The organism is Pseudoxanthomonas sp. 22568 (assembly GCF_052044485.1).
GTDB lineage: Bacteria > Pseudomonadota > Gammaproteobacteria > Xanthomonadales > Xanthomonadaceae > Pseudoxanthomonas_A > Pseudoxanthomonas_A beigongshangi.
Genome location: NZ_JBQENC010000008.1, coordinates 52,972 through 76,344 on the forward strand (window position 1 = coordinate 52,972; position 23,373 = coordinate 76,344).

Below are 23,373 nucleotides of genomic sequence, written 5' to 3' on the forward strand. Positions count from 1 at the left end.
ACGGTTCACGACCAAGGAAGAGGGCGGCCTTCGGGCCGCCCTCGGCATGTCCGGCGGCTGCTATGCTGCGCGCCCCCACGGTCAGGAGGCGGCACGCATGGGCATACGCTGGGTCGGTTTCGACGGCGACGACACCCTCTGGAAGAGCGAGGACTATTACCGGCAGGCCGAGCAGGATTTCGAGGCGATCCTGGCCGGTTACATCGATCTGGCCGATCGCCGCATGCAGCAGCACCTGCTGGATACTGAGCGACGCAACCTCAAGGTATTCGGCTATGGGGTGAAGGGCATGACCCTGTCGATGCTGGAAACCGCGATCCAGCTGACCGACGAGCGCATCAGCGCGCGCGATCTGCATCGCGTTCTGGAGATTGGCCGCGCCACCCTGCAGCATCCGGTCGATCTGTTGCCGGGCATCCGCGAGGCGGTCGAAGCGATCGCGCGCGATCACGAAATCGTCCTGATCACCAAGGGCGACCTGTTCCACCAGGAAGCCAAGATCGCGCAATCCGGACTGGCCGATCTGTTCCACCGCATCGAAGTGGTGTCGGAAAAGGATGTGTCCACCTACACGCGCGTGCTGCAGGAACTGGAAGTGGCGCCCGCGCAGTTCGCGATGATCGGCAACTCGCTGCGCTCGGACATCGAGCCGGTGATCCAGCTCGGCGGCTGGGGCATCCACATGCCTTACCACGTCACCTGGGCGCTGGAGGCCGAGCATGGCCTGGGCGCGGAGGTGCCGAACCTGGTGACGGTGGCCGCCGCGGTCGAACTGCCGGCCGCGCTGGCGGGCATCGAGGCCCGTACCGGCTGAGGGCGTCCCGGCGTTCTCCCGGGAATCGGGGCCGGAAAGGTGCCTGGTTGAACGGAAGGTATCCGCCTCCAGCGGGCGCCGGGGAAGGCCCGCCGGGTTAAATCCGGGTTCACGCGTCAGGCGACATCTTTCACACACAGGTCCGCAGGACAGGACCTTTCACCTATGGGCCCGGCGAGACGGGCCACCGGAGGATGTCATGGCAAGCTTCTCACTCACGCGTCTGCTGGCTCCCACCGTCCTGGCCGCCGGCCTCGGACTGGCGGCGCTGGCGCCTTCGCCGGCCCGCGCGGACGACGATCTGGTCCGGGTCATCGTGGACGTGGCCGATGTCATCTACCACGGCGGACAGCCCTACTACCGTCACGGGTACGGGGATCGCTACGGCTACGGCAATCGCGTGATCGTGGTGCGCGATCGCTACCACCGTCCGACCTACTACCGCTACGTGCCGCGGCAGTATTACCGCACCCCGCCGCGCGGCAACGCCTACGGCTACTACCGCAACAACCCGCATTACGTGCGTTACGTCGATCGCGACCGCTATGACCGCTACGACCGTTACGATCGCCGTGACCGGTATGACCGGCGTGATCGGGATCGCTGGGACGACGACGATCGCCGCTGGCGCCGCCACGATGGACGTGGCCGCCATCACGACGACGATTGATCCGACACCCATCGCATGATCTGCGGGCGGCCGGTGCACACCGGCCGCCTGCAATGACACCGGCGCTGCGGCACAATGCGCGCATGCCTGCGACCCGTTTCCTCCGCACCATCCTTTTCCCCTGCCTGATCGCGCTCGTCGTGGCGGCGGGCGCCGCGCAGGGCACCACGTCCGCACCAGCCAGGACCGAAGCGGCTGAATGGCCCGGGAGCGGGGACGCATCGGTGGATCGCCACCTCAAGGACATCAACGACTACGCGGCGCGCTATCCGGCGGCCTTCGCCGACGAGATGGCGCGTTACTACAGCGTGCCGCGCGCGTATGTGGAAGCGATGATGAAACAGCCGGACTGGTCCGCCGGCGACATTTACATGGCCTGCGCAGTGGCGCAGGTGGCCGGCCAGCCGTGCCGCGCGGTGGTCCGCGAATGGTCGCGCGATCACGCCGGCGGTTGGCGCGCGGTGGCCGAACGCCTGGACGTGCGCCCCGGTACCGCCGGCTACCGCCGCCTGCGCAAGGGCCTGGACGACACTTATCGACGTTGGGAGCGTCCCGAGCCCTGAGCGGAGCGGTGGCGAGCGGGCGACCTTGGCTCCGTTTCAATGCGATGCGCGCGCCAGCGCCTGCGGCGCCGTACACTCCGGGACCGTTACATGCATGGACAGGGAGGCGGAGTGGGGAAGGTTGTCTGTTTTGGCGAACTGCTGCTGCGGCTGGGCGCGCCCGGTCGCGGCACCCTGCTGCAAACGCCTTCGCTGGAGGTGCATGTCGGTGGCGCCGAGGCGAACGTCGCGGTGTCGCTGGCCCGCTTTGGCCACGCCGCGCACATGGTCGGCGTGGTGGCCGACAATGCGCTGGGCCAGGCCGCGACCGGAGAATTGCGCCGGCATGGCGTCGATACCTCGGCGGTGCAGCGGCTGCCTGGACGGATGGGCCTCTATTTCCTCACCACCGGCGCGATCCATCGGCCCTCGCAGGTGCTCTACGACCGTGCCGGTTCGGCCTTCGCGCAGGCCGGCGGTGGTTGCCATGACTGGTCCGGGCTGCTGGCCGGCGCCGATTGGCTGCATGTGTCCGGGGTGACGCCGGCGCTGGGCGCGGACGCGGCGCGGGGCACGCTGGAAGCGATGCGCGCCGCGCGCGCGGCGGGCGTCCGGGTGTCCTTCGACGGCAACTATCGCCCGCAGCTGTGGCAGGCATGGGATGGCGACGCGCCGGCGCTGCTGCATGGCCTGATGGCCGAGGCCGACGTGATGTTCGCCAGCCATCGCGACATCGAGGTTGTGCTGGGACGTTCGTTCGATGGCGCCACCGCGCAGGAACGTTTCGCCGCCGGCGCGCAGGCCGCGTTCGCGGCGTTTCCGCGATTGCAGCGGATGGCCGCGACCGTGCGCGTGCAGCGCAGCGTGGATCACCATGCCCTGTCCGCGGTCGCGCTGCGGCGCGACGGGCGCCTGCTGGGAACGCCGGAGTACGAGATTCCGGGCATCGTCGACCGCATCGGTACCGGCGATGCGTTCGCCGCCGGCGTGCTGCATGGCGATCTGACCAGCCGGGACGACGCCGACGCGCTGCGTTTCGGCCTGGCGGCGGGATGCCTCAAGCATTCGCTGCCGGGCGACTTCAGCACCCTGGATGTCGCCGAGGTCGATGCCTTCCTGACGCAGGCGGGGTTCGACGTCCGCCGTTGACCGCGCGGCGGCGGGTTGCATCGCAGCAAACCGGGTCCATCCGGGCGCGCGGCCGGGGGGGGGCGCTTGTCGTCGCGCGTGTTTCGCGGCGTGCGCGCCTGCCGCGACGCGGGGCCGGGATCACCGCCACGGCAAGGCGTGACGCGGCGGAGGTGGCATATCGCAAGCAAATGTTGGGTCTGAAGATGCCGGGCGCGACTTTTCTTTGTGTCCGCATCGTTGAAACTGCCCCGCCATGAAGAGTGCGGTCCATGCGTAGCAAGTTGTTCGTGCCCGGCAGTCGCCCGGAACTGTTCGCCAAGGCGATGGCGAGCGGTGCCGACGCGATCTCCTTCGACCTGGAGGACGCCGTGCCTCCCGGGCGCAAGGCGGAGGCGCGCGCGAACCTGGCGCAGTTCCTGGCGGGCGCGGACCTGCCGGCCGGCAAGGTGATCATCGTGCGTACCAACGCGCCGTCTTCGCCGGAGTTCGAGGCGGACCTGGCCGCGCTCGCGGGTCGCCGGGTGGATCTGCTGAACCTGCCCAAGATCGACCAGGCCCGGGACGTCACCACGGCGGTGGTGGCGATGGCCTCGCTGCTGGCGACCGAGCAGGCGCCGGAATTGCTGATCAACATCGAGACGCCGCTGGGTCTGCGCAACGCCGCCGACATCGCCCGCGCGCATCCGCGCGTGGCCGGACTGCAACTGGGCCTGGGTGACCTGTTCGAGCACCTGGGCATCGACCGCCGCGATCCGGCCAACCTGCACGCGGCGATGTACGCCCTGCGCATGGCCGCCGCCGAAGCCGGCGTGTTCGCCTATGACAGCGCCTATCCGGACCTCGCCGACGAGGCGGGATTCCAAACCGAGGCGGGCATCGCCCGCCGGCTGGGCTATCTGGGCAAGAGCTGCATCCATCCTCGCCAGATCGACCTGGCCAATGCCGTGTTCCAGCCTTCCGTCGAAGAGATCGCGCGGGCGCGGCGGATCGTCGCGGCCGCCGCCGAGGCGGCGCGGCAAGGACGTGGCGCCTTCCTGCTGGAAGGACGCATGATCGATCCTCCCTACCTGCACCGTGCGCAAGCCATCGTCGCGGCGGCGGAGGCATGAAGATCGCGGGGGAGCGTAGAGGATTGCCATCCACGCAGCGCGTTCCGGATGCGCCGGATGCCGCGACCACACCGAATTTCGAAAGCATGGAAACACGATGAGCCGAACCGCCTTCCTGCCCGTATCCAAGGAGGCGACCGGCTTCCTGCGCGCCGCGCTGTGCCTGTTGCTGCTGCTGTGCGCGGCCGTTCCCGGCGTGCACGCCGAGAGCCTGACCTCGGTGGAACGCGACGCGCTGCCGGCACTGCCTGCCGGCGCGCACGTGGAGATGCTGAGATCGATCGAGGACCGTCCGCTTGCGCTGGGCAGCGATGGCGCGTGGGTCCTGTCGGCCGATGGCCGCCAGTGGCAGACGCTGTCATGGCCTGGTGGCGCCGCGCCACGCGTGCTGGACGCCGGCGGTGATGGCCGTCGCCTGTTCGCGCTGGTGTCCGTCGGAACCGGGCCGGCGCGGATCGAGGAACTGCGGCTCAGCGGAAACAGCCTCGCCCGCCAGTCGATGCCCGCGCTCCCGCTGGCGCTGAGCGGCGCACGCTTCGCCATCCTGGGCGAAAACCTGTACGTGATGGGCCTGGGCGACGGCACGCCTCGTCTGTGGCGTACCGTATTGAACGGGCCTGCCGCGTGGGTCGACGGCCCGGCGTGGCCGGAAGGCGCCTCGGGCGGCGAGTTGCTGGCGCAGACCAACGCGCTCTACCTGATCGGCACCGGCACGACCTCGCAACCGTTGTGGCGCTGGACGGCCGATCACGGGTGGGAAACCAAGCCGGCGGTGCCGGGCACGCGCCTGCCGGGTTCGGCGCGCGCGATGGGACAGGCGCATCTGCTCATGCTGGTGCGCGACAATCGCGGCACGCACCTGATGACCTATCACACCATCACCAGCGCCTGGGCCACGCTGCCGGCGACGGTTGGCGACGACGTGCCGCTGGCCACCGGCTGGCGCAACGGCCTGGTCTGGATGACCGGCGATGGCAAGGGCGGGCAGGTCATCGAATCCGCGCAGCTGGCGTCCGGAAAACACCTGCTGAAGTGGATGGACTGGCTGGTGATCATCATCTACCTCGCGTCGATGATCGGCATTGGCATGTACTTCTACCTGAAGGAAAAGCGCAATTCGACCTCGGACTTCTTCGTCGGCGGGCGCAGCATTCCGTTCTGGGCGGCAGGGGTGAGCCTGTATGCCACCAACACCAGTTCGATCAGTTTCATCGCCATTCCGGCCAAGGCGTTCGAGACCAACTGGCAGTACATGACCAACAACCTGATCGCCGTGCTCGGGCTGATGTTCGTGGCGGTGTGGATCGTGCCGCTGCTGCGCCGGCTGGACCTGATGTCGGTGTTCTCGTACCTGGAAACCCGCTTTCACCCTGCCATCCGCATGCTCGCCAGCGCGCTGTGCATCGCCATGCAGGTCGGCGCGCGGATGAGCGTGATCCTGTTCCTGCCCGCGCTGGCGATCGCCACCATCACCGGCATCAGCGTGGTGTGGAGCGTGATCCTGATGGGCGTGTTCACCATCATCTATACCGCGATGGGCGGCATGAAGGCGGTGATCTGGACCGACTTCGTCCAGGTATTCGTCAAGATGGGGGGGGCGATGTTCGCCATCGGCTTCATCATCTGGCACTTGAAGGGCGGTGCGCCGGAGTTCTTCGCCACCGCGATGGCCGAGCAGAAGATGCACACGCTCGACTTCAGCTTCGACCTGACCAAGGCCACGGTGTGGGGCTTCATCTTCCTGGTGATCTTCGACGTCGTGCTGACCTTCCCCAAGGACCAGGTGTTGATGCAGCGCACTCTGTCCACCAAGTCGGACAAGGAGGCCGGGCGTTCGATCTGGGCGTTCGCCGCGATCATGATTCCCGGTGGTTTCATCTTCTACGGTATCGGCACGGCGCTGTTCGTCTACTACAAGAACAACCCCGAGCGCCTGAATCCGCTGCTGCCGATCGACGCCACCTTCCCGCTGTTCATCGCCGCCGAACTGCCGCCGGGCGTGACCGGGCTGATCATTGCCGGCATCTTCGCCGCCGCGATGGCCACGCTGTCGAGCATCATGAACAGCGTCGCCACCCTGATCTCGGTCGACTTCTACGAGAAGCTGTCGAAGAAGGCCGACCAGAAGAAGAGCGTGCTGTTCGCCGAGATCACCACGGTGATGGTCGGCCTGGTCGGCATCGGCCTGGCGCTGCTGCTGTCGCGCTACGACATCCATTCGCTGTTCGACATCTCGATCGAGTTGGCCGGCTTGCTGGGCGGTGGTTTCGCCGGCGCGTACACGCTGGGCATGTTCACCCGCCGGGCCAATTCACCAGGCGTTGCGATCGGTATTGGCTCGAGCATCGTGCTGACCTTCCTGGCCTGGTCGATGGACCTGGTCCATCCGTACTTCTACCTGGCCATCTCGATCCTGCTGTGCATCGTCATCGGCTACCTGGCCAGTCTGCTGTTCCCGGCGCCCCAACGCTCGCTCAAGGGCCTGACCATCTACCGCGATGCGGAGTAACCGCGCTTTCCGCCCCTGCCGTTGGTCCTGTCGCGCGCGCGGCGGGGCTCCTGTAGCCTGAGCACTCGCCAGGGGGAGACACGTGGATACCCAGTTCCTGAACACCTTCGTCACCGTGGTCGACCGCGGCTCGATGGCGGCGGCCGCGCGTGAACTGAACATCACGCCGGCGGCGGTGGCGCAGCAGATCCGCACCCTGGAACGCGAACTCGGTGCATCGCTGATCGCGCGGGTGGGGCGGACCGTGAGCGTCACCGAGGAGGGCTCGCGGATCATCCAGCGGGCCCGCGATCTGCTGCGCGACGTGGCCGACATGCGCAGCGTCGCCAACGACAGCGCGGTATCCGGCGAACTGCGCCTGGGGGCCTGCCCGACCGCGCTGGCCGGCATGCTGCCGGATATCCTGGCGCGGATGGTGGAAACGTTTCCGCAGATCAACGTGTTCATCAAGCCGGGCTACTCCGCGGATCTGTACCGCGCGGTGGAGTCGGGCGAGCTGGACGCGGCCATCGTGCTGCAGGCGCCGTTCTCGCTGCCCAAGACCTGCCAGTGGCAACTGCTGCGCGAGGAACCGCTGGTGGTGCTGGCGCCGGCGGCGATGGCTGGCCGCGACCCGCACGAACTGCTCGCCACCCAGCCGCTGATCCGCTACGACCGCAACCAGTGGGGCGGCCGCCAGGCCGACGAGTACCTGCGCAGCGCCGGCATCGTTCCGCACGAGCGTTTCGAACTCAACGCCCTCAACGCCATCGCGGTGATGGTGGACCGCGGCCTGGGCGTTTCGCTGGTGCCCAACTGGGCGCGGCCTTGGCCGGAGGGGCTGGACCTGGTCCGGATTCCGCTGCCCAACGAATGCGTGCCGCGCCGCATCGGCATGGTCTGGTCGCGCTCGACCGTGCGCATCCGCCTGGTCACCGTCCTGCTGCAGGAAAGCCAGGCGGTTTCGCAGCTGTCCTGAACACGCGCGATGTTGCACTGCATCGATACCGTCGACCGGGATCACCCAACAAAAACTAGGCTCTGAACATAGGCGCGGAGGATTCTTTCCGTGACGGCGTGCACCTAGGCTCTGTCGACATTGTCGAGGCTGTCGCCGGCGTCTGGGAGGAACGTCTGGCAGCGCGGGCGCCATTCTCTCCGCCGCCCGCGGATGCGCAACAACAACAAGAACGCTATCGGGGAGCCCTGCGGCCTGCGCCGCGGTTCTCGCAGCCCACCATCTCAGAGAAGAACACCATGAAGCACGTGCCCGCCGCATTCGGCGTATTCCTGCTGGCCGCCGCCGTCAGCGCCAGCGTCAAGGCCCAACAGAACACCCCGCCACCGCCGGACGAGGCGTCGAAGGCCGGGGAAGTGGAAGCCACCAATCTCGATCAGGTGATCGTGACCGGCGTGCGCACGCCGAAGGCGGTGGACAAGATTCCGGGCGCGATCACGCTGGTGTCCAAGGAAGACATCGCCCATACGCTGCTGGTGACTGAAGACGCCACCGCAGTGCTCGCCCGCACCGTTCCCGGCTACGCGGAATCCTCCCAGGCGATGAGCAACACCGGCGAGACCCTGCGCGGCCGCATCGCCTTGCGCCTGTTCGACGGCGTCCCGCAGGGATCGCCCCTGCGCGAAGGCGGACGCAATGCGACCTTCACCGACATGGGCATGGTCGGCCGCATCGAGGTCATCAATGGCCCGTCGGCGTCCGAAGGCATCGGCGCGGCCGGCGGCATCATCAACTACCTGTCCAAGAACCCGACCAAGGAAGGCCACGAGACCACGGTCACCACACGCTATTCGACCCAGTTCGGTTCCGACAGCGCTGGCTGGAAGCTGGGTGTCAACCATGCGTACAAGCAGGACAACGCCGACTTCATCGGCGGTGTGTCCTTCATCGATCGCGGTATTTCCTATGATGGCAACGGCCGCCGCATCGGCATGAACACCAGTGGCTCGGTGGCGGATTCGGAAGCGAAGAACCTGTTCCTGAAGGGCGGCATCAACTTCGGCGAGAACGGCGAACAGCGCATCCAGGCGACCATCAGCCACTTCAAGATCGAGGGCAAGGGCAACTATGTCCAGGTCGTGGGCTGTCGCGGTCCGGAAGACCAGGACGCCGATCCGCCATGCACCGTACCGCGTACGAATACCTCCGAGCGCGGGCAGATCTTCGGCCAGAAGGCCGAGTTCAACGACTTCAAGCAATACGCCATCAAGTACACCCACGGCGATTTCTTTGGCGGCACGTTGGGCGTCGATGCCTACTACGCCGATCAGGCCATGCGCTATCTGCCGGAGAACGGCGACGACAAGCAGCTGGTCAAGGTGGATGACGACTTCAACGAGGCCGACCGCATCTACGATCAGTCCGAAATCGTCTCCGACAAGAAGGGCTTCCGCGTCGGTTGGACCCGTCCGGAGCTTTTCAATGTCGCCGGTCTCGAACTGCGCACCGGTGTCGACGTCGTCAAGGACACAGCCGAGCAGCGCCTGGCGTTGACGAACCGCTTGTGGGTGCCTCCGATGGAATATGAAAGCACCGCGCCCTATGCGCAGCTGACCTACGATATCGGCCCAGTGACCCTGAGCGGCGGATACCGCCGCGAGGACGGCGAGTTGAATGTCGACAGCTATACCACCACCGCCTATCGCAACAGCGTGTTCGTGCAGGGTGGTGGCGTGAAATACAAGGAAAACCTGATCAACTACGGTGCCATCTGGCGCATCACCGATGAATGGTCGGTGTTCGGCTCCTATGGCGAGGGGTTTGGCTTGCCGAACATTGGTATCCCGCTGCGTAACATCAACGTGCCGGGCCAGTCGGTGGATCGTATCGCGGATATCGCCGCCATCGTTGTCGACAACACCGAGTTTGGCGTCAACTGGCGTGGCAACCGTGGTTCCTTCAGCGCCTCGCACTATGACTCCAAGACGCCGTTCGGTACCTCACTGGCGATTGACCCGAATTCCAACGACTTCATCCTCAGCCGCGCGCCGACTCGCATCAAGGGCGTCGAGGTGAGCGGCGACTGGCGCTTCAATCCGCAATGGAAGGTCAGCGCGCTGTACTCACGCATCCGTGGCAAGACTGCGTTCTGGGCCGCTGATCCCGCCGGCAACTACGGCGCCGGCGCACTGAACAAGCCGATGGGCGTGCTGGACATCAACCCCGACAAGATCTCCGCCGCGGTGACCTGGAACCCGACCACGAACATCGACGTCACCCTCGGGGCGACCCGCCTGGCGGATCGGAACATTTCGGGCAGTGACACCCGCGCCTACGACAACCGCTTCTTCGAATACGAGGAAAAGACCACCGGTTATACCCTGTTCGATCTGGGCGTCAACGTGCAGACCGAAAGCTTCGGAAAGTTCTCGGTCGGCATCGAGAACCTGACCGACAAGCAGTACATCCTGAGCTGGTCGCAGCTGGCGGGCTACCAGAACTACTGGGCGGGCCGTGGTCGCATGGTCTCGATCACCCACACCATCAACTTTTGAAACGGACGACTCCCCCACGTCGGATGTTTCAGGCAACGCACGGGCGGCGGGTGTGGCCGCTGCTGATGGCCGCGCTGATGGCCGTGCACACGGCGCGGGCGCAGGGCCCGGTGGTGGACCTTCCGTCCGCGGCGTCCGCCGCGGCGGAAGGTTTCTCTCCGGTCCGCCTGCAGCGGCTGGATGATTCCCTTGAACGGGCGACCGGATCGGAGGGCTACCTCGGTGCGGTGGCCCTGATCGTGCGCGATGGCAAGGTCGTCACGGTGCAGGCGCACGGCAGCCGCGATCTCGCGCGCAGCCGGCCGATGACGGAGGATGCCGTCTTCCGCATCTATTCGATGACCAAGCCGATCACCTCGGTGGCGGTGCTCCAGCTGATGGAGCAGGGCAAGCTGGGCCTGGACGATCCGGTGAGCCGCTACCTGCCGGCGTTCAAACACATGCAGCGCTTCGCCGGCGGCACGGCGGACAAGCCGGTGCTGGTGCCGGCGCAACGTCCCATCACCGTGCGTCAGCTGCTGACCCATACCGCGGGTTTCGCCACCGGCGGCGAGGGCTTCGAGGAAGCCACCCGCCTGCTGGAACGCGCCGACCTGCATGATTCGCCCGATCTGGCGACCTTTGTCTCGCGACTGGCGGCGGTGCCGCTGGCGACCGAACCCGGAACCCGCTTCAAGTACGACGGCACCGGCATCGAAGTGCTGGCGCGCGTGGTCGAGGTGGTGAGTGGAGAGTCCTTCGAAGCGTATGTGCGCGGACATATCCTTGCGCCGCTGCGCATGCGCGACACCGGATTCAGCGTGCCGGAAGCCGCGCGCGGGCGCGTGGTCGATTTGACCCGCATGGGCGCCGACGGTCGGCTTGGGCTGGACGACAGCCGCAGCGCACGGCAACCGGGGGTGTCCCTCAATGCCTATCCCAGCGGCGCGGGTGGACTCTACTCCACGATTTCCGACTATGCGCGGTTCTGCCAGATGCTGCTGGCTGGTGGCGCGCTGGATGATCAGCGCATCCTCGGCCGCAAGACCGTGGACCTGATGATGATGAACCACCTCCAGGGACAGCTCGATCCGCCGGTTACCGAATTCAGCCGCGCCGAAGGCTTCGGCCTGGGTGGCTCGGTGATCCTGGACGTGGCCGGGCGCGGGCGATTGGGTTCGGTCGGCGCGTTCGGCTGGTCCGGCGCGGCCTCGACCTATTTCACCATTGACCGGCAGGAACGCCTGATCGCGATCCTGTTGCTGCAGCACCTGCCCGACGGCCAGCCGCACGATCTTCCCCGTCTCGCCACGCCTTTCTACAACCTGGTCTACCAGGCACTGGAACCATGACCGCAACACCCAGGCACATCCTCGTCGCCGGCTCGGCGAATCTCGATTTCGTCGTCCGCGCCGCGCACGTGCCGGCCCCGGGCGAGACGGTGCTGGGGCGCGACTTCGCCACCTTCCCGGGCGGCAAGGGCGCCAACCAGGCGGTGGCGGCCGCGCGCGCCGGCGGCGCGCCCACCCGCATGCTGCTGGGACTGGGCGAGGATGCGTTCGCCGCGACCCTCGAGGATTCATTGCGCGGCGCCGGCGTGGAACCGGTGATCGTGCGGTCCCGAAAACTGCCCACGGGCACCGCCTTCATCTGCCTGTCCGACGACGCGGAGAACGCGATCACGGTCGCGCCCGGCGCCAACAACGCGCTGCGCGCCAGCGATCTGCCGCCGTTGGCCGCGGTGTCGCACCTGCTGCTGCAACTGGAGACCCCGATGGAAACGGTCACGGCCTATGCCGCGACCGCGCGCCACGCGGGAGTCACGGTGGTGCTCAACGCCGCACCCGCGCGGTCGCTGCCCGATGCGCTGCTGCGCTCGGTCGACGTGCTGATCGTCAACGAAGGCGAACTCGAAGCGCTGGCGGGATCCGCCGGCGGCATCGCCGATCGTCTTGCCCGCCTGGCCGTGCCCTGCGTGGTGGTCACCCTGGGTGCGCGCGGCTGCATCGCGCGCAGCGCCGAGGGCCTGTTCCTGCAACCGGCGTTCCGGGTGGACGCCGTCGATACCACCGCCGCCGGCGACACCTTCTGCGGTGCGCTGGCCGCGCGGCTGGCGCGGGGCGACGCCCTGGCCGATGCATTACGCTACGCCTGCGCGGCGTCGGCGCTGGCCTGCACGCGCCTGGGCGCGCAGGCCTCGGTGCCCGCGCGCGAGGCGGTCGAAGCCTTCCTGCGCGACGCGCCGGCCACCACCGCGCAGGCGCGCGAGGCATTGGCCGCGCAGTTCGGCCTGACCTGAATCCCCCTCCCTGAAAGAACCACGCCATGACCGCCGCACCGGATCCGTTCCCTCCCGCCCACGACGACGACGCGCCGCGCCACGTGCCGAAGACCGAGTACAAGTTCTCGCACGTCACCACCCAGCGCTATCTGCCGACGCCGGGCAAGGCGCCGGGTTGGCCATTCGCCGAGATCGGCCACTGGAAGATCGACGTCAACGCCACGTCGGCCGACTGGATCGCCGAACTGCGCGACTGGCGCCGCGAACATCTGACCCGCATCGGCTACGACGACGCCAACTACCGACGCCCCGAGCTGCAATGGGCGCAGCGCAACTTCGTGCATGCGCAGATGATGGTGGAGGAACGCTATTTCTACGATCCGGTAGCCGGCCGCTACACCGTGGATCGCTACCTGGATGATCTGGAGCAGCGCTTCGGCGGGCTGGACAGCGTACTGCTCTGGTACGTCTATCCGAATATCGGCATCGACGATCGCAACCAGTTCGACATGGCCGCGGATCTGCCAGGCGGCCTGGCGGGCTTGAAAAGCGCGGTCGATGATTTCCATCGACGTGGCGTCAAGGTGTTCCTGCCGACCATGCCCTGGGACAACGGCACCCGCGCGCAGGGCGAGGCGGACTGGCAGGCCATCGCGCGGCTGGTGAAGGAAGTCGGCGCCGACGGCATCAACGGCGACACCTACAACGGCGTGCCGCGCGCGTTCTTCGATGCCTGCGATGCGCTCGGCCAGCCGGTGGTGGTGCAGCCGGAATCCACGATCAGCGCCGAGGAACACCTGATCTGGAACGTACAGAGCTGGGGCAAGAAGGCACCGAACGAGGTCATTCCGCCGGTCGCCAAGTTCAAGTGGCTGGAACCGCGCCACATGATCAACTACGAGAACCGCTGGGGCCGCGACCGCAACCACGATCTGCAGTACATCTTCTTCAATGGCATTGGTTACAACGCCTGGGAGAACATCTGGGGCCTGTGGAACCAATTCACCCCGCGCGACGCCGAATCGCTGCGCCGCGTCGCCACCCTCGAGCGCCGCTTTGCACCGCTGATGGTCAGCCGTGACTGGACGCCCTACTACCCGACCTTGCAGGCGGGCGTGTTCGCCAGCCGTTTCCCGGGCGAGGGCCAGGTGCTGTGGACGCTGGTCAACCGCAACGAGTACGACGTGGAAGGCGAACAACTGGCGCTGCCGCACCAGCCGGGCCGCCAGTACTTCGATGCCTGGCACGGCGTGGAGCTGCAACCGCTGATCACGGGTGATCAGGCGGTGCTGGAGATGAACCTGGAAGGCCGCGGGTTCGGCGCGGTGCTGGCCTTGGACGAAGGCGTTGAGATCGAAGGCTTGCCTGCGTTCCTGTCGCTGATGGCGGATCTGGCGCGGGTGCCGCTGCGCACCCTGTCCAACCGCTGGCACGCCATTCCGCAGCGGATCACGCCGATCGCGCCCACTGACGTGCGTGCGCAGGCACCGGAAGGCATGGTGACCGTGCCGGCCGGCGAGTTCGTGTTCGTGGTCGGCGGCGTGGAGATCGAGGGCCAGACCTGGGAAGGGCTGGACGTGCAGTATCCGTGGGAGGGCAGCGCGCGCCGGCATCATCGGAGGCGGATGGCGATGAAGGCATTCCACATCGATCGCCATCCGGTCACCAACTCCCAGTTCAAGCGGTTCCTGGAGGCCAGTGGCTACGCGCCGCGCGACGTGCACAACTTCCTGCGCGACTGGCAGGACGGTGCACCGCGCCCGGGTTGGGAAGACAAGCCGGTCACCTGGGTCTCGCTGGAGGACGCGCGCGCCTATGCCGAATGGGCGGGCAAGCGCCTGCCGCGTGAATGGGAATGGCAATACGCCGCGCAGGGCACCGACGGGCGGTTGTATCCGTGGGGCAACGAATGGCGCGCCGATGCGGTGCCGCCGGTGAACCGCGGGCGCCGCCTGCTTCCGCCGGCTGATGTCGGCGCGTATCCACAGGGTGCGAGCCCGTTCGGTGTCGAGGATCTGGTCGGCAACGTGTGGCAGTGGACCGACGAGTACGCCGACGAGCACACCCGCGCGGCGATCCTGCGCGGCGGCAGCGCCTATCAGCCGCAGACTTCGCACTGGTATTTCCCGCAGGCGTACCGGCTGGATCAGCATGGCAAGTACCTGCTGATGGCACCGAGCAAGGATCGGTCCGGCATGCTCGGTTTCCGTTGCGTGGTGGACGCGGAGTAGGGCATGGCGGTGAATGCACAGGCCCCGCGGGGCGATCGCTTCGTTCCCGCGCCCGCGGTGGTGCTGGGCGGCGTGCTGGGCGAGGCCATCGAGGCCAGCCGGCGAGGCCGCCTGGGCCATTTCATCACCGGCCCGGACAGCCCGGCGATTGCGATCTTCCATCCCGAGCACACCCGCGAGAATCTGGAAGGCGACTGGTACGGCGAACACGCGGGCAAATGGCTGTACGCCGCCGCCCGCGCGGTGGCGCGCAGCGGCGATGTCGACCTGCGCGACAACCTGCGCGCGGTGGCCGACTACCTGCTGTCCCGCCAGGCCGACGACGGCTACCTGGGCAACTACGCGCCCGAGCGCCGCTTCATGCGTCCGCAGCCGCCCAAGCCGGTCAGCTGGGATGGCGCGCCGGCCTGGCGGACCTGGGACATCTGGACCCACAGCTATCTGATCCTCGGCCTGATCGAAACCTGGCGCGCGCTGGGCGACGAGCGCTACCTGGCCGCCGCGCAACGCATCGGCGATCTGTGCTGGCGCACGCTGGGCGAAGGCGGCATCGACATCACCTCGCTCGGCAACCACTTCGGCATGTCGGCCACGGTGCTGATGGATCCGGCGGTGGAACTGCATCTGGCGACCGGCGACCTGCGCTACCTGGAATTGGCCGAGCGCATCGCCGGACAGGCCGACGCCGAGCCGCGGCTGGGGCTGATCCGGCGCGCGCTGGAAGGTGCCGACGCGTCGGAAATCGCCACCGGCAAGGCCTACCAGCTGGCCTGGAACCTGGTCGGTCTGGCCAAGCTGCACCGGGCGACCGGCAAGGCGCGCTATCGCGACGCGGTCGATCACCTGTGGCGCAACATCCGCGATCACCACCTGACCCTCGGTGGCGGTCCCTGGGGCGGGGTGGCGCATCGCTCGCGCGAAGTGTTCAATCCCGCCGGCGTGTTCAGCCCGCAGGCCTATGTGGAAACCTGTTCGGTGCTGGCATGGCTGCAGCTCAATCGCGAGCTGCTGCAGATCACCGGGCATGCGCGCCATGCCGAGGAAATCGAGCGCATCGCCTACAACGATCTGCTCGGCGCCGCCGCGCCCAACGGCGAGGACTGGTGTTACTACTCGTTCCCGAATGGCCCGCGCGTCCACACCACCTATTGGCGCTGCTGCAAGTCCAGCGGCGCGATGGCGTGGGAGGAACTGCCACCGCTGGCCTACGGCGTGGCCGAGGACGGCGCGTTGCAGGTCAATCTCTACGCGCCCGGACAGGCGCGGCTGGCCTTGCCAAAGGGTGAAGTCGGGATCGTCCAGTCGGGCGGTTACCCGTTCGCGGACGACGTGACCCTGACACTGCAACCGGCGCAGGCGATGCGCTTCACCCTGCGCCTGCGCGTGCCCGCCTGGACCGAAGGCGCCCGCGTGACAGTGAACGGCGAGGTGCTGGATGCCGGAATCGCGCCGGGAGAGTGGCTGGACATCAGCCGTGACTGGCTGCCGGGCGACGTCGTGGCGCTGCGCGTGCCGATGACGCCGACGCTTCATCTCCGTCGCAGCCGCAACGTGCAGGAATCGCGCGCGCCGGACGGTTCACCGGTGCGCCAGCAGGTGCTGCGCTACGACTACGTCGGCCTGACCCGGGGACCGCTGGTGTACGCGACGGGGCTGATTGACGGATTCAAGCACGAGGAAGCGGTGCGCCTGCCGGATGCGCCGCCGGCGCGATGGTTGCGTGAACTCGCCGCCGCCGATGGCGGTCCGGGCATGGACGTGGAGATGCAACTGGATGGCCGCGCACCGTTGCGCTTCGCGCCGTACTACCGCGCCGGCGGCCGCGAGGATGGTGCGTGGCGGCTGGGCTGGCTGTCGCTGGCGCCGGATCCCGCCGCCTGGGCGGATCCGCCGGATGCCGGCCGGGCCATGGAGTAGCGGAGTGCGCGTGCCGGGCAAGCAAGAATTTGTCGCCGCTGAAAATATGCGGTCCCGCTGTTTCGTCCCCGGAGCATGCGGGAGACTGGCCGCGGCACGGCTAGCGGCACCCGATGGAAACTTCACGCATGGATAACCCGTCTCCCTTCGGCCTGGTGCGGCGCGAGGGCCCCGCAGGACCGCTCAGCGGCGTCAAGGTGCTGGATCTGAGCGCCTACATCGCCGGGCCGTACGGCTGCACGCTGCTGGCCGATCAGGGCGCGCAGGTGATCAAGATCGAGCCGCCGGATGGCGACAACCTGCGCAAGTATCCCTCCACGCTGGCGGCCGAGAGCCGCGCGTTCATGGGCGTGAACCGCAGCAAGATCGGCATCGTCCTGGACCTCAAGTCGGCCGAGGGCCTGGCCGCGCTGTTGCGGCTGGTGCGGGAGGCCGACGTGCTGGTGCACAACTTCCGGCCTGCCGTGCCGAAACGGCTGGGTATCGATTTCGATCGCCTGACCCTGATCAATCCGCGCCTGATCTACTGCGCCGTCACCGGCTATGGCGAGCATGGTCCGATGAAGGACAAGGCCGGTTACGACCAGGTCCTGCAGACCATGACCGGCATGTGCGCTTTGCAGGGCAAGCGCGGCGGCGCGCCGGAGATCATCTACGGTTCGGTGGTGGACTATTACGCAGCGGCGCTGTTGGCGGGCGGGGTGTCCTCCGCGCTGTACGAGCGCGAGCGCAGCGGGCGCGGCCAGTTCGTCGGGGTGTCGCTGTTGCGCAGCGCGCTGACCATGCAATCGGCAAGGATGATCTGGGCCGAGGGCGAATCGCTCGACATCGGCCGCGACATGCGCTCCGGTGGCGTCACCGGCATCCATCCTGCACGCGAGGGCCATATCTACATCTCCGCCAATACGCCCAGGTTCTGGAAGGCCTTGTGCGGGAAGACCGGCCTTGACGCGCTGGCGGCGGACGAACGCTACGACAGCGTGCGCAAGCGCGCCGAACACGCCAATGAAATCGTGCCGCTGCTGCATGAAGCGCTCGCCACCCGCACCGCGCTGGAATGGGAAGCCCTGTTCGGCGACGAGGTGCCGTGCGCGGCCGCGCGCCGGGTCGAGGACATGTTCGATCATCCGCAGGTGCTGGCCGAGGACATCGTCGCCAACATCGAACATCCGGCGGTGGGCCGCTATCGCGGCGTGACCCGGCCGATCGCGTTCGGCCGCACGCCCGGCCCGGCGCCGTTCGCCGCGCCGGTGTTCAACCAGCACACCGGCGACGTGCTGGATCGCTGCACGGACGATGGCACCGTGAAGGACTGAACCCCCGAACCGGTCCACGCACCGGTTCTCACGGATTTTTACGATGAATTTACGCGGCCGACCGGGCCGCGAATGGAGGCTTTACGCCTGCCGGCGGGAAGATTTCCACAGTCGCGGAGCCGTTTCCGCGTGGACATCCCGCAATGCGCATTCCTTCCCTCCGCACGCCGGCACTGGCGTGCGTATTCCTGCTGGCGCTGGCCGAACCCGCCGCCGCCGTTACCCTGAGCGGCAATGCCGCGCTTACCACCGACTACATCTGGCGCGGCACCAGCCAGACCCAGGGCGATCCGGCGATCCAGGCCGGCTTCAAGGCCGCCGCCGCCAACGGTCTTTACGGTTCGGTGTGGGGTTCCAATGTGGAATTCGCTCCCGAGACGCATGCCAGCAGCGAGTTCGATTTCATCGTCGGCTGGTCCGGGAACCTGGCCGATGACTGGGCGCTGGACGTCAATCTCACGCATTACCGCTATCCGGGCACGACCGTGGATCTCAACTGGTCCGAACTCAACGGCACCGTGACCTGGAGGCAGAACACCTGGGCGCAGGTCGGCTGGTCCAACGACGCTCTGGCGACGGACCGGAACGGCACCTACGCGCAGTTGGGCGCGCGCGCTCCGCTGGGAGAACGGTGGCGGCTGGAAGGCGCGGTCGGCCGTTACTGGCTGGATGACGCCTATGGCGACAGCTACGCACACGCGCAACTGGGCGCGGTGTGGGCGTTCAAGGCGCCGTTCGAACTGCGCGTGACCGCGCACGCCACCGACGATTCCGCCAAGCGCCTGTTTCCGGATCTGGCCGGCTCGCGTGTCGAGGCGGCCCTGCAAGCGTCTTTTTGAGGAGAACTCCCATGCCTGGTTGGCTGGCCCTGTTGTGTGGCATCGCGGTGATCGTGGCGGCAGGCTACCTGCTGTACGTGATCCTGCGTCCCGAAGAATTCTGATGCGGGTGAACGACAATGACTGAAGCATTTCTCGTCTTCGCGCTCGCCATCGCGCTGGGCTGGCCGCTGGGCCGTTACCTGGCGGCGGTGATGCGCGGCGCGCCGATGCGCGGCGACCGGCTGTTCGGCTGGATCGAAAAGCCGATCTACGCGCTGCTGGGCACGCGCCCGGAGCGGGGCATGAACTGGCGCGGCTATGCCGGCGCGTTCCTGCTCAGCAACCTGATCGTCGGCCTGATTGCCTGGGTCATCTTCATGACCCAGGCCTGGCTGCCGTTCAATCCCGACGACATCCCGAACATGCGCTGGGACACCGCGCTGCACACGATGGTGTCGTTCCTGACCAATACCAACCAGCAGCACTACTCCGGTCAGGCGCAGCTGTCCTACCTGTCGCAGATGACCGGCATCGTCGGCCTGCAGGTGGTGACGCCGATGATGGGCCTGGCGATGGTGGTGGCGACGCTGCGCGCGTTGTTCGGCGGCCGCGGCGGGGTGAATTCCACCCAGGAAGGCGGTGTCGGGCAACCGAGCGAACGCGTGGACGTGGGCAACTACTGGGCCGATGTGGTGCGTTCGACGGTCCGCTTCATGCTGCCGCTTTGCCTGGCGTGGACGCTGCTGCTGACGAGCCAGGGCGTGCCGTCCACGCTCGCCGCAGGTCCGGTGGCGACGCCGGTGGACAGCAGTGCCGGCATGGGCGAACAGAAAATCCCGTTGGGCCCGGTCGCGGCGATGGTCGCGGCCAAGCAACTGGGTTCCAACGGCGGTGGCTGGTACGGCCCGAACAGCTCGGTGCCGCTGGAGAACCCGACCCCGCTGTCCAACCTGCTGGAGACCCTGGCCATCCTGCTGATCCCGGTGTCGGTGGTGTTCATGGTCGGCGCGTTCACCGGCCGGCGGAAGTTCACCGCGCTGGTATTCGGCAGCATGATGCTGATGTCGGTGATATCCACCGGCGCGGCGATCTGGTCCGAGGCGCATTCGGCGACGGCTGCCGACCCTGCGCTGATGGAAGGCAAGGAAGTGCGTATCGGCACCGACGCGTCCGCGTTGTGGGCGGCGGTGACCACCCAGGTCAACAACGGTTCGGTCAACGCCATGCACGACTCGCTGGCACCGATGACCGGGCTGGTCGCGCTGGTCAACATGCTGGTCAACGCGATCTGGGGCGGTGTGGGCTGCGGCCTGCAGCAGTTCATCGTGTACCTGCTGCTGAGCGTGTTCCTGGCCGGCCTGATGACCGGGCGCACGCCGGAACTGTTCGGCCGCAAGATCGAGGCCGGTGAAGTGCGCCTGCTGGCGTTGCTGATCCTGCTGCAGCCGCTGGTGGTGCTGGGACTGACCGCGATCACGCTGGCCGTCCCGTCGATCACCGGAAATTCCAATCCCGGCTTCCACGCCATCAGCCAGGTCTTCTACGAGTACACCTCGGCCTTCGCCAACAACGGCTCGGGTTTCGAAGGGCTGGGCGACGCCACCTACTGGTGGAACCTGAGCTGCGTGGTGGCGCTGGCACTGGGGCGCTTCCCCGCGCTGATCATCCCGCTGCTGGTGGCCGCGCGCATGGCCGGCAAGCGCCACGCCGTCGAATCGGCCGGCACCCTGCACATCGAAACGCCTACCTTCGCGCTGACCCTGGTGGCCGTGGTCGTGATCCTCACCGTGCTGCAGTTCATGCCCGCACTGGTGCTGGGACCGATCGCGGATCACCTGTCACTGGTCGCGCACTGAGAGCACTCCCATGACGACGATTTCTTACCAGGAAAAAACCCGCCGGGATCATCCGGCGCTGATGGACGGCGCGGCGTTCCGCGCGGCCCTGCGCGACGCCTTCCTCAAACTGGCGCCGCGGCACCTGATCCGCAGCCCGGTGATGGCGGTGGTGATGGGCGGCACCCTGCTGTCGGCGGTGATCACGCTGGCCGGGGTGGCATCGGCCGGATTTGGCTGGGCCGTGACCGCGATCCTGTTCGTGACGGTGCTGTTCGGCAACTTCGCCGAAGCGGTGGCCGAAGCGCGCGGCCGCGGCCAGGCCGCATCGCTGCGGCGCGCACGCAAGGATCTGGTCGCGCGCCGGGTGGAGACCGCGCTGGGCGGCGCCGAAACCCGCATTCCGGCGGCCGAGCTGCGTCCGGGCGATTACGTGATCGTCTCGGCGGGCGAGCAGATTCCCGCCGACGGCGAGATCATCCGTGGTGTGGCGACCATCAACGAGTCGGCGGTGACCGGTGAATCGGCGCCGGTGCTGCGCGAGGCCGGCACCGATCGCTCCGGCGTGATCGGCGGCACCAAGGTGCTTTCCGACGAGATCGTGGTGAAGATCACCGCCGAGCCGGGGCACAGCTTCCTCGACCGGATGATCGCGCTGGTGGAAGGCGCCAATCGCCAGAAGACCCCCAACGAGATCGCGCTGACCCTGCTGCTGGCGGCGATGACCCTGACCTTCCTTATCGTAGTGGCGACCCTGCCGGCGATCGGTGCCTTCGTCGGCGTGAAGGTGGATCCGCTGCTGCTGATCGCGCTGCTGGTGTGCCTGATTCCGACCACCATCGGTGGCCTGCTGCCGGCCATCGGCATCGCCGGCATGAACCGCGCGTTGTCGGCCAACGTGCTGGCCAAGTCCGGCAAGGCGGTGGAAGTGGCCGGCGACGTGGACGTGTTGCTGCTGGACAAGACCGGCACCATCACCCACGGCGATCGCCAGGCCACCGCGTTCCATCCGCTGGCCGGCATCGACAAGGCGCAGCTGCGTGACGCCGCGCTGCTGGCCTCGCTGGCCGATCCGACCCCGGAAGGCAAATCGATCGTGCGGCTGGCGCGTGAGCAGGGCTGCATCCTGGACGAGCCCGAGCGGGCGACCTACCTGCAGTTCACCGCCCAGACCCGGATGTCCGGCGTGGACGTGGAAGACCGGGTGATCCGCAAGGGCGCCGGCGATGCCATCGGCCAGCATGTGCAGGCACACGGCGGCAACGTGCCCAACGAACTGGCCGCGCGCATCGAGCAGGTCGCCCGCGGCGGCGCCACTCCGCTGGTGGTGTCCGAGGGCCGGCACGTGCTGGGCGTGGTCGAACTGTCCGACGTGGTCAAGCACGGCATCAAGGAGAAATTCGCCCGCCTGCGCGCGATGGGCATCCAGACCGTGATGATCACCGGCGACAATCCGCTGACGGCCGCGGCCATCGCCGCCGAGGCCGGCGTCGACGATTACATCGCCGAGGCCAGGCCGGAGGACAAGCTCGCCCGCATCCGCCGCGAACAGGCCACCGGACGACTGGTGGCGATGGTCGGCGACGGCACCAACGATGCGCCGGCGCTGGCGCAGGCCGATGTGGGCCTGGCGATGAACTCGGGTACGCAGGCGGCCAAGGAAGCCGGCAACATGGTCGATCTGGATTCGGATCCGGCCAAGCTGCTGGCGGTGGTCGAGGTCGGCAAGCAGCAGCTGATCACGCGCGGCGCGCTGACCACCTTCTCGCTCGCCAACGACGTGTCCAAGTACTTCGCGATCCTGCCGGCGCTGTTCGCCGCGGCGCTGCCGCAGATGGGCGCGCTCAACGTGATGCACCTGTCCAGTCCCGCCAATGCCGTGCTGGCCGCGCTGATCTTCAACGCGATCATCATCCCGGTGCTGATTCCGCTGGCGCTGCGCGGCGTGCGCTTCCGTCCGGCCACCGCCACCGTGCTGCTGCGGCGGAACATGCTGATCTACGGCGTGGGCGGCGTGCTGCTGCCGTTCGTGGGCATCAAACTGATCGACATGGCGCTGTCCCTCGTGACCGGCGCCTGAGGAAAACGACATGCAATCTCCCGTGAGCTACAAGATCGTCGCGTCGCCGCATATCACCCGCGCCGGCCTGCTGCGTCCTTCCCTCGGCCTGGCGCTGGTATCGCTGCTCGGCTTCGGCCTGCTGTATTCGCTGGCCGGCACCGGGCTGGGGCGCGGCCTGTTCCCCGCGCAGGCGACCGGATCGATCATCGACGCGCAGGGCCACGTCGCCGGTTCGGCGCTGGTGGCGCAGCCGTTCGCCGACCCGCGTTACTTCCAGCCGCGTCCCTCGGCGGCCGGCTACGACCCGATGGCGGCGGCCGGCAGCAACCAGTCGCGCGGCAATCCGGACCTGCGCAAGCGCATCGACGAAGCCCGCGCGGCGGTGGCCGCGCGCGACGGCATCGCGCCGGTCGATGTGCCGCCCGATCTGATCACCCAGTCCGGTGGCGGCCTGGATCCGCACGTCAGTCCGCGCGGCGCGGAGGTGCAGATCGCCCGCGTCGCCCGCGCCCGCGGGCTGCCGCCGGCCACGGTGGCGGAACTGACCAAGCGCCATACCGAGGCCCCGCAGTTCGGCCTGCTCGGCGAGCCCCGGGTGAATGTCCTGCGCCTGAATCTGGCGCTGGACGCACTGCCGGCCACCACGCAGCAGGCACAATAGCCG

At 67.7% G+C, this 23,373-nt stretch carries 18 protein-coding genes; all 18 read left to right on the forward strand.

Annotated elements, in window-relative coordinates:
* Nucleotides 1-97: 97 nt before the first annotated feature.
* The 18 genes from ACTJI2_RS11790 (at nucleotide 98) to kdpC (ending at nucleotide 23,370) form a co-directional block, all read left to right on the forward strand.
* The gene (locus ACTJI2_RS11790; protein WP_183639295.1) at nucleotides 98-814 is read left to right on the forward strand and encodes an HAD family hydrolase; all 717 of its coding nucleotides are present in this window, start codon (nucleotides 98-100) and stop codon (nucleotides 812-814) included.
* 199 nt (nucleotides 815-1,013) lie between these two features.
* Complete coding sequence (locus tag ACTJI2_RS11795) at nucleotides 1,014-1,484, forward strand: hypothetical protein (protein WP_183639293.1); 471 nt, start codon at nucleotides 1,014-1,016, stop codon at nucleotides 1,482-1,484.
* Between the two features lie 83 nt (nucleotides 1,485-1,567).
* Nucleotides 1,568-2,047 (forward strand): hypothetical protein, encoded by a 480-nt coding sequence (locus ACTJI2_RS11800; RefSeq protein WP_440842188.1) that lies wholly within the window; start codon nucleotides 1,568-1,570, stop codon nucleotides 2,045-2,047.
* 90 nt (nucleotides 2,048-2,137) lie between these two features.
* Complete coding sequence (locus ACTJI2_RS11805; RefSeq protein WP_440842190.1) at nucleotides 2,138-3,175, forward strand: sugar kinase; 1,038 nt, start codon at nucleotides 2,138-2,140, stop codon at nucleotides 3,173-3,175.
* 251 nt (nucleotides 3,176-3,426) lie between these two features.
* Nucleotides 3,427-4,266 (forward strand): HpcH/HpaI aldolase/citrate lyase family protein, encoded by an 840-nt coding sequence (locus ACTJI2_RS11810; protein WP_440842191.1) that lies wholly within the window; start codon nucleotides 3,427-3,429, stop codon nucleotides 4,264-4,266.
* Nucleotides 4,267-4,363: 97 nt separating this feature from the next.
* Nucleotides 4,364-6,775: a sodium:solute symporter family transporter gene (locus ACTJI2_RS11815; RefSeq protein ID WP_440842192.1), complete on the forward strand. Its 2,412-nt coding sequence runs from the start codon at nucleotides 4,364-4,366 to the stop codon at nucleotides 6,773-6,775.
* Nucleotides 6,776-6,857: 82 nt separating this feature from the next.
* Nucleotides 6,858-7,733, forward strand: coding sequence for a LysR family transcriptional regulator (locus ACTJI2_RS11820; RefSeq protein WP_183639284.1), 876 nt, complete (start codon nucleotides 6,858-6,860; stop codon nucleotides 7,731-7,733).
* Between the two features lie 278 nt (nucleotides 7,734-8,011).
* Entirely contained in the window at nucleotides 8,012-10,267 is a 2,256-nt protein-coding gene (locus ACTJI2_RS11825; RefSeq protein ID WP_440842193.1) for a TonB-dependent receptor, read from the forward strand.
* A 23-nt stretch (nucleotides 10,268-10,290) separates the two neighbouring features.
* Nucleotides 10,291-11,598: a serine hydrolase domain-containing protein gene (locus ACTJI2_RS11830; protein WP_440842194.1), complete on the forward strand. Its 1,308-nt coding sequence runs from the start codon at nucleotides 10,291-10,293 to the stop codon at nucleotides 11,596-11,598.
* The gene (locus ACTJI2_RS11835; protein ID WP_440842195.1) at nucleotides 11,595-12,545 is read left to right on the forward strand and encodes a ribokinase; all 951 of its coding nucleotides are present in this window, start codon (nucleotides 11,595-11,597) and stop codon (nucleotides 12,543-12,545) included. Before ACTJI2_RS11830 ends, ACTJI2_RS11835 begins: the two co-directional genes overlap by 4 nt.
* Before the next feature lie 26 nt (nucleotides 12,546-12,571).
* A complete protein-coding gene (locus tag ACTJI2_RS11840; RefSeq protein WP_440842196.1) occupies nucleotides 12,572-14,758 on the forward strand; it encodes a formylglycine-generating enzyme family protein in 2,187 nt (728 codons plus the stop codon).
* 3 nt (nucleotides 14,759-14,761) lie between these two features.
* Nucleotides 14,762-16,675, forward strand: coding sequence for a glycoside hydrolase family 127 protein (locus ACTJI2_RS11845; RefSeq protein ID WP_440842198.1), 1,914 nt, complete (start codon nucleotides 14,762-14,764; stop codon nucleotides 16,673-16,675).
* A gap of 128 nt (nucleotides 16,676-16,803) precedes the next feature.
* A complete protein-coding gene (locus ACTJI2_RS11850; protein WP_440842199.1) occupies nucleotides 16,804-17,991 on the forward strand; it encodes a CaiB/BaiF CoA transferase family protein in 1,188 nt (395 codons plus the stop codon).
* 143 nt (nucleotides 17,992-18,134) lie between these two features.
* Nucleotides 18,135-18,830, forward strand: coding sequence for a TorF family putative porin (locus ACTJI2_RS11855; RefSeq protein ID WP_440842201.1), 696 nt, complete (start codon nucleotides 18,135-18,137; stop codon nucleotides 18,828-18,830).
* Nucleotides 18,831-18,841: 11 nt separating this feature from the next.
* On the forward strand, nucleotides 18,842-18,934 hold the full coding sequence (locus ACTJI2_RS11860; protein WP_141455506.1) for a potassium-transporting ATPase subunit F: 93 nt from the start codon (nucleotides 18,842-18,844) through the stop codon (nucleotides 18,932-18,934).
* A 15-nt stretch (nucleotides 18,935-18,949) separates the two neighbouring features.
* The gene (gene kdpA, locus ACTJI2_RS11865; protein WP_440842202.1) at nucleotides 18,950-20,668 is read left to right on the forward strand and encodes a potassium-transporting ATPase subunit KdpA; all 1,719 of its coding nucleotides are present in this window, start codon (nucleotides 18,950-18,952) and stop codon (nucleotides 20,666-20,668) included.
* Nucleotides 20,669-20,678: 10 nt separating this feature from the next.
* Nucleotides 20,679-22,727 carry a potassium-transporting ATPase subunit KdpB gene (gene kdpB, locus ACTJI2_RS11870; protein WP_440842203.1) on the forward strand — a complete coding sequence of 683 codons (2,049 nt, stop codon included), beginning with the start codon at nucleotides 20,679-20,681 and terminating at the stop codon, nucleotides 22,725-22,727.
* Nucleotides 22,728-22,737: 10 nt separating this feature from the next.
* Nucleotides 22,738-23,370, forward strand: a complete 633-nt coding sequence (kdpC, locus tag ACTJI2_RS11875; RefSeq protein WP_440842204.1) for a potassium-transporting ATPase subunit KdpC — start codon at nucleotides 22,738-22,740, stop codon at nucleotides 23,368-23,370.
* The last annotated feature ends 3 nt before the right edge of the window (nucleotides 23,371-23,373 follow it).

Excerpts from the sequence above, each read along its gene's own strand:
- ACTJI2_RS11790 (WP_183639295.1), top strand. The coding sequence starts at position 98 with ATGGGCATACGCTGGGTCGGTTTCGACGGCGACGACACCCTCTGGAAG.
- ACTJI2_RS11795 (WP_183639293.1), top strand. The coding sequence starts at position 1,014 with ATGGCAAGCTTCTCACTCACGCGTCTGCTGGCTCCCACCGTCCTGGCC.
- ACTJI2_RS11800 (WP_440842188.1), top strand. The coding sequence starts at position 1,568 with ATGCCTGCGACCCGTTTCCTCCGCACCATCCTTTTCCCCTGCCTGATC.
- ACTJI2_RS11805 (WP_440842190.1), top strand. The coding sequence starts at position 2,138 with ATGCATGGACAGGGAGGCGGAGTGGGGAAGGTTGTCTGTTTTGGCGAA.
- ACTJI2_RS11810 (WP_440842191.1), top strand. The coding sequence starts at position 3,427 with ATGCGTAGCAAGTTGTTCGTGCCCGGCAGTCGCCCGGAACTGTTCGCC.
- ACTJI2_RS11815 (WP_440842192.1), top strand. The coding sequence starts at position 4,364 with ATGAGCCGAACCGCCTTCCTGCCCGTATCCAAGGAGGCGACCGGCTTC.
- ACTJI2_RS11825 (WP_440842193.1), top strand. The coding sequence starts at position 8,012 with ATGAAGCACGTGCCCGCCGCATTCGGCGTATTCCTGCTGGCCGCCGCC.
- ACTJI2_RS11830 (WP_440842194.1), top strand. The coding sequence starts at position 10,291 with ATGTTTCAGGCAACGCACGGGCGGCGGGTGTGGCCGCTGCTGATGGCC.
- ACTJI2_RS11835 (WP_440842195.1), top strand. The coding sequence starts at position 11,595 with ATGACCGCAACACCCAGGCACATCCTCGTCGCCGGCTCGGCGAATCTC.
- ACTJI2_RS11840 (WP_440842196.1), top strand. The coding sequence starts at position 12,572 with ATGACCGCCGCACCGGATCCGTTCCCTCCCGCCCACGACGACGACGCG.
- ACTJI2_RS11845 (WP_440842198.1), top strand. The coding sequence starts at position 14,762 with ATGGCGGTGAATGCACAGGCCCCGCGGGGCGATCGCTTCGTTCCCGCG.
- ACTJI2_RS11850 (WP_440842199.1), top strand. The coding sequence starts at position 16,804 with ATGGATAACCCGTCTCCCTTCGGCCTGGTGCGGCGCGAGGGCCCCGCA.
- ACTJI2_RS11855 (WP_440842201.1), top strand. The coding sequence starts at position 18,135 with ATGCGCATTCCTTCCCTCCGCACGCCGGCACTGGCGTGCGTATTCCTG.
- ACTJI2_RS11860 (WP_141455506.1), top strand. The coding sequence starts at position 18,842 with ATGCCTGGTTGGCTGGCCCTGTTGTGTGGCATCGCGGTGATCGTGGCG.
- kdpA (WP_440842202.1), top strand. The coding sequence starts at position 18,950 with ATGACTGAAGCATTTCTCGTCTTCGCGCTCGCCATCGCGCTGGGCTGG.
- kdpB (WP_440842203.1), top strand. The coding sequence starts at position 20,679 with ATGACGACGATTTCTTACCAGGAAAAAACCCGCCGGGATCATCCGGCG.
- kdpC (WP_440842204.1), top strand. The coding sequence starts at position 22,738 with ATGCAATCTCCCGTGAGCTACAAGATCGTCGCGTCGCCGCATATCACC.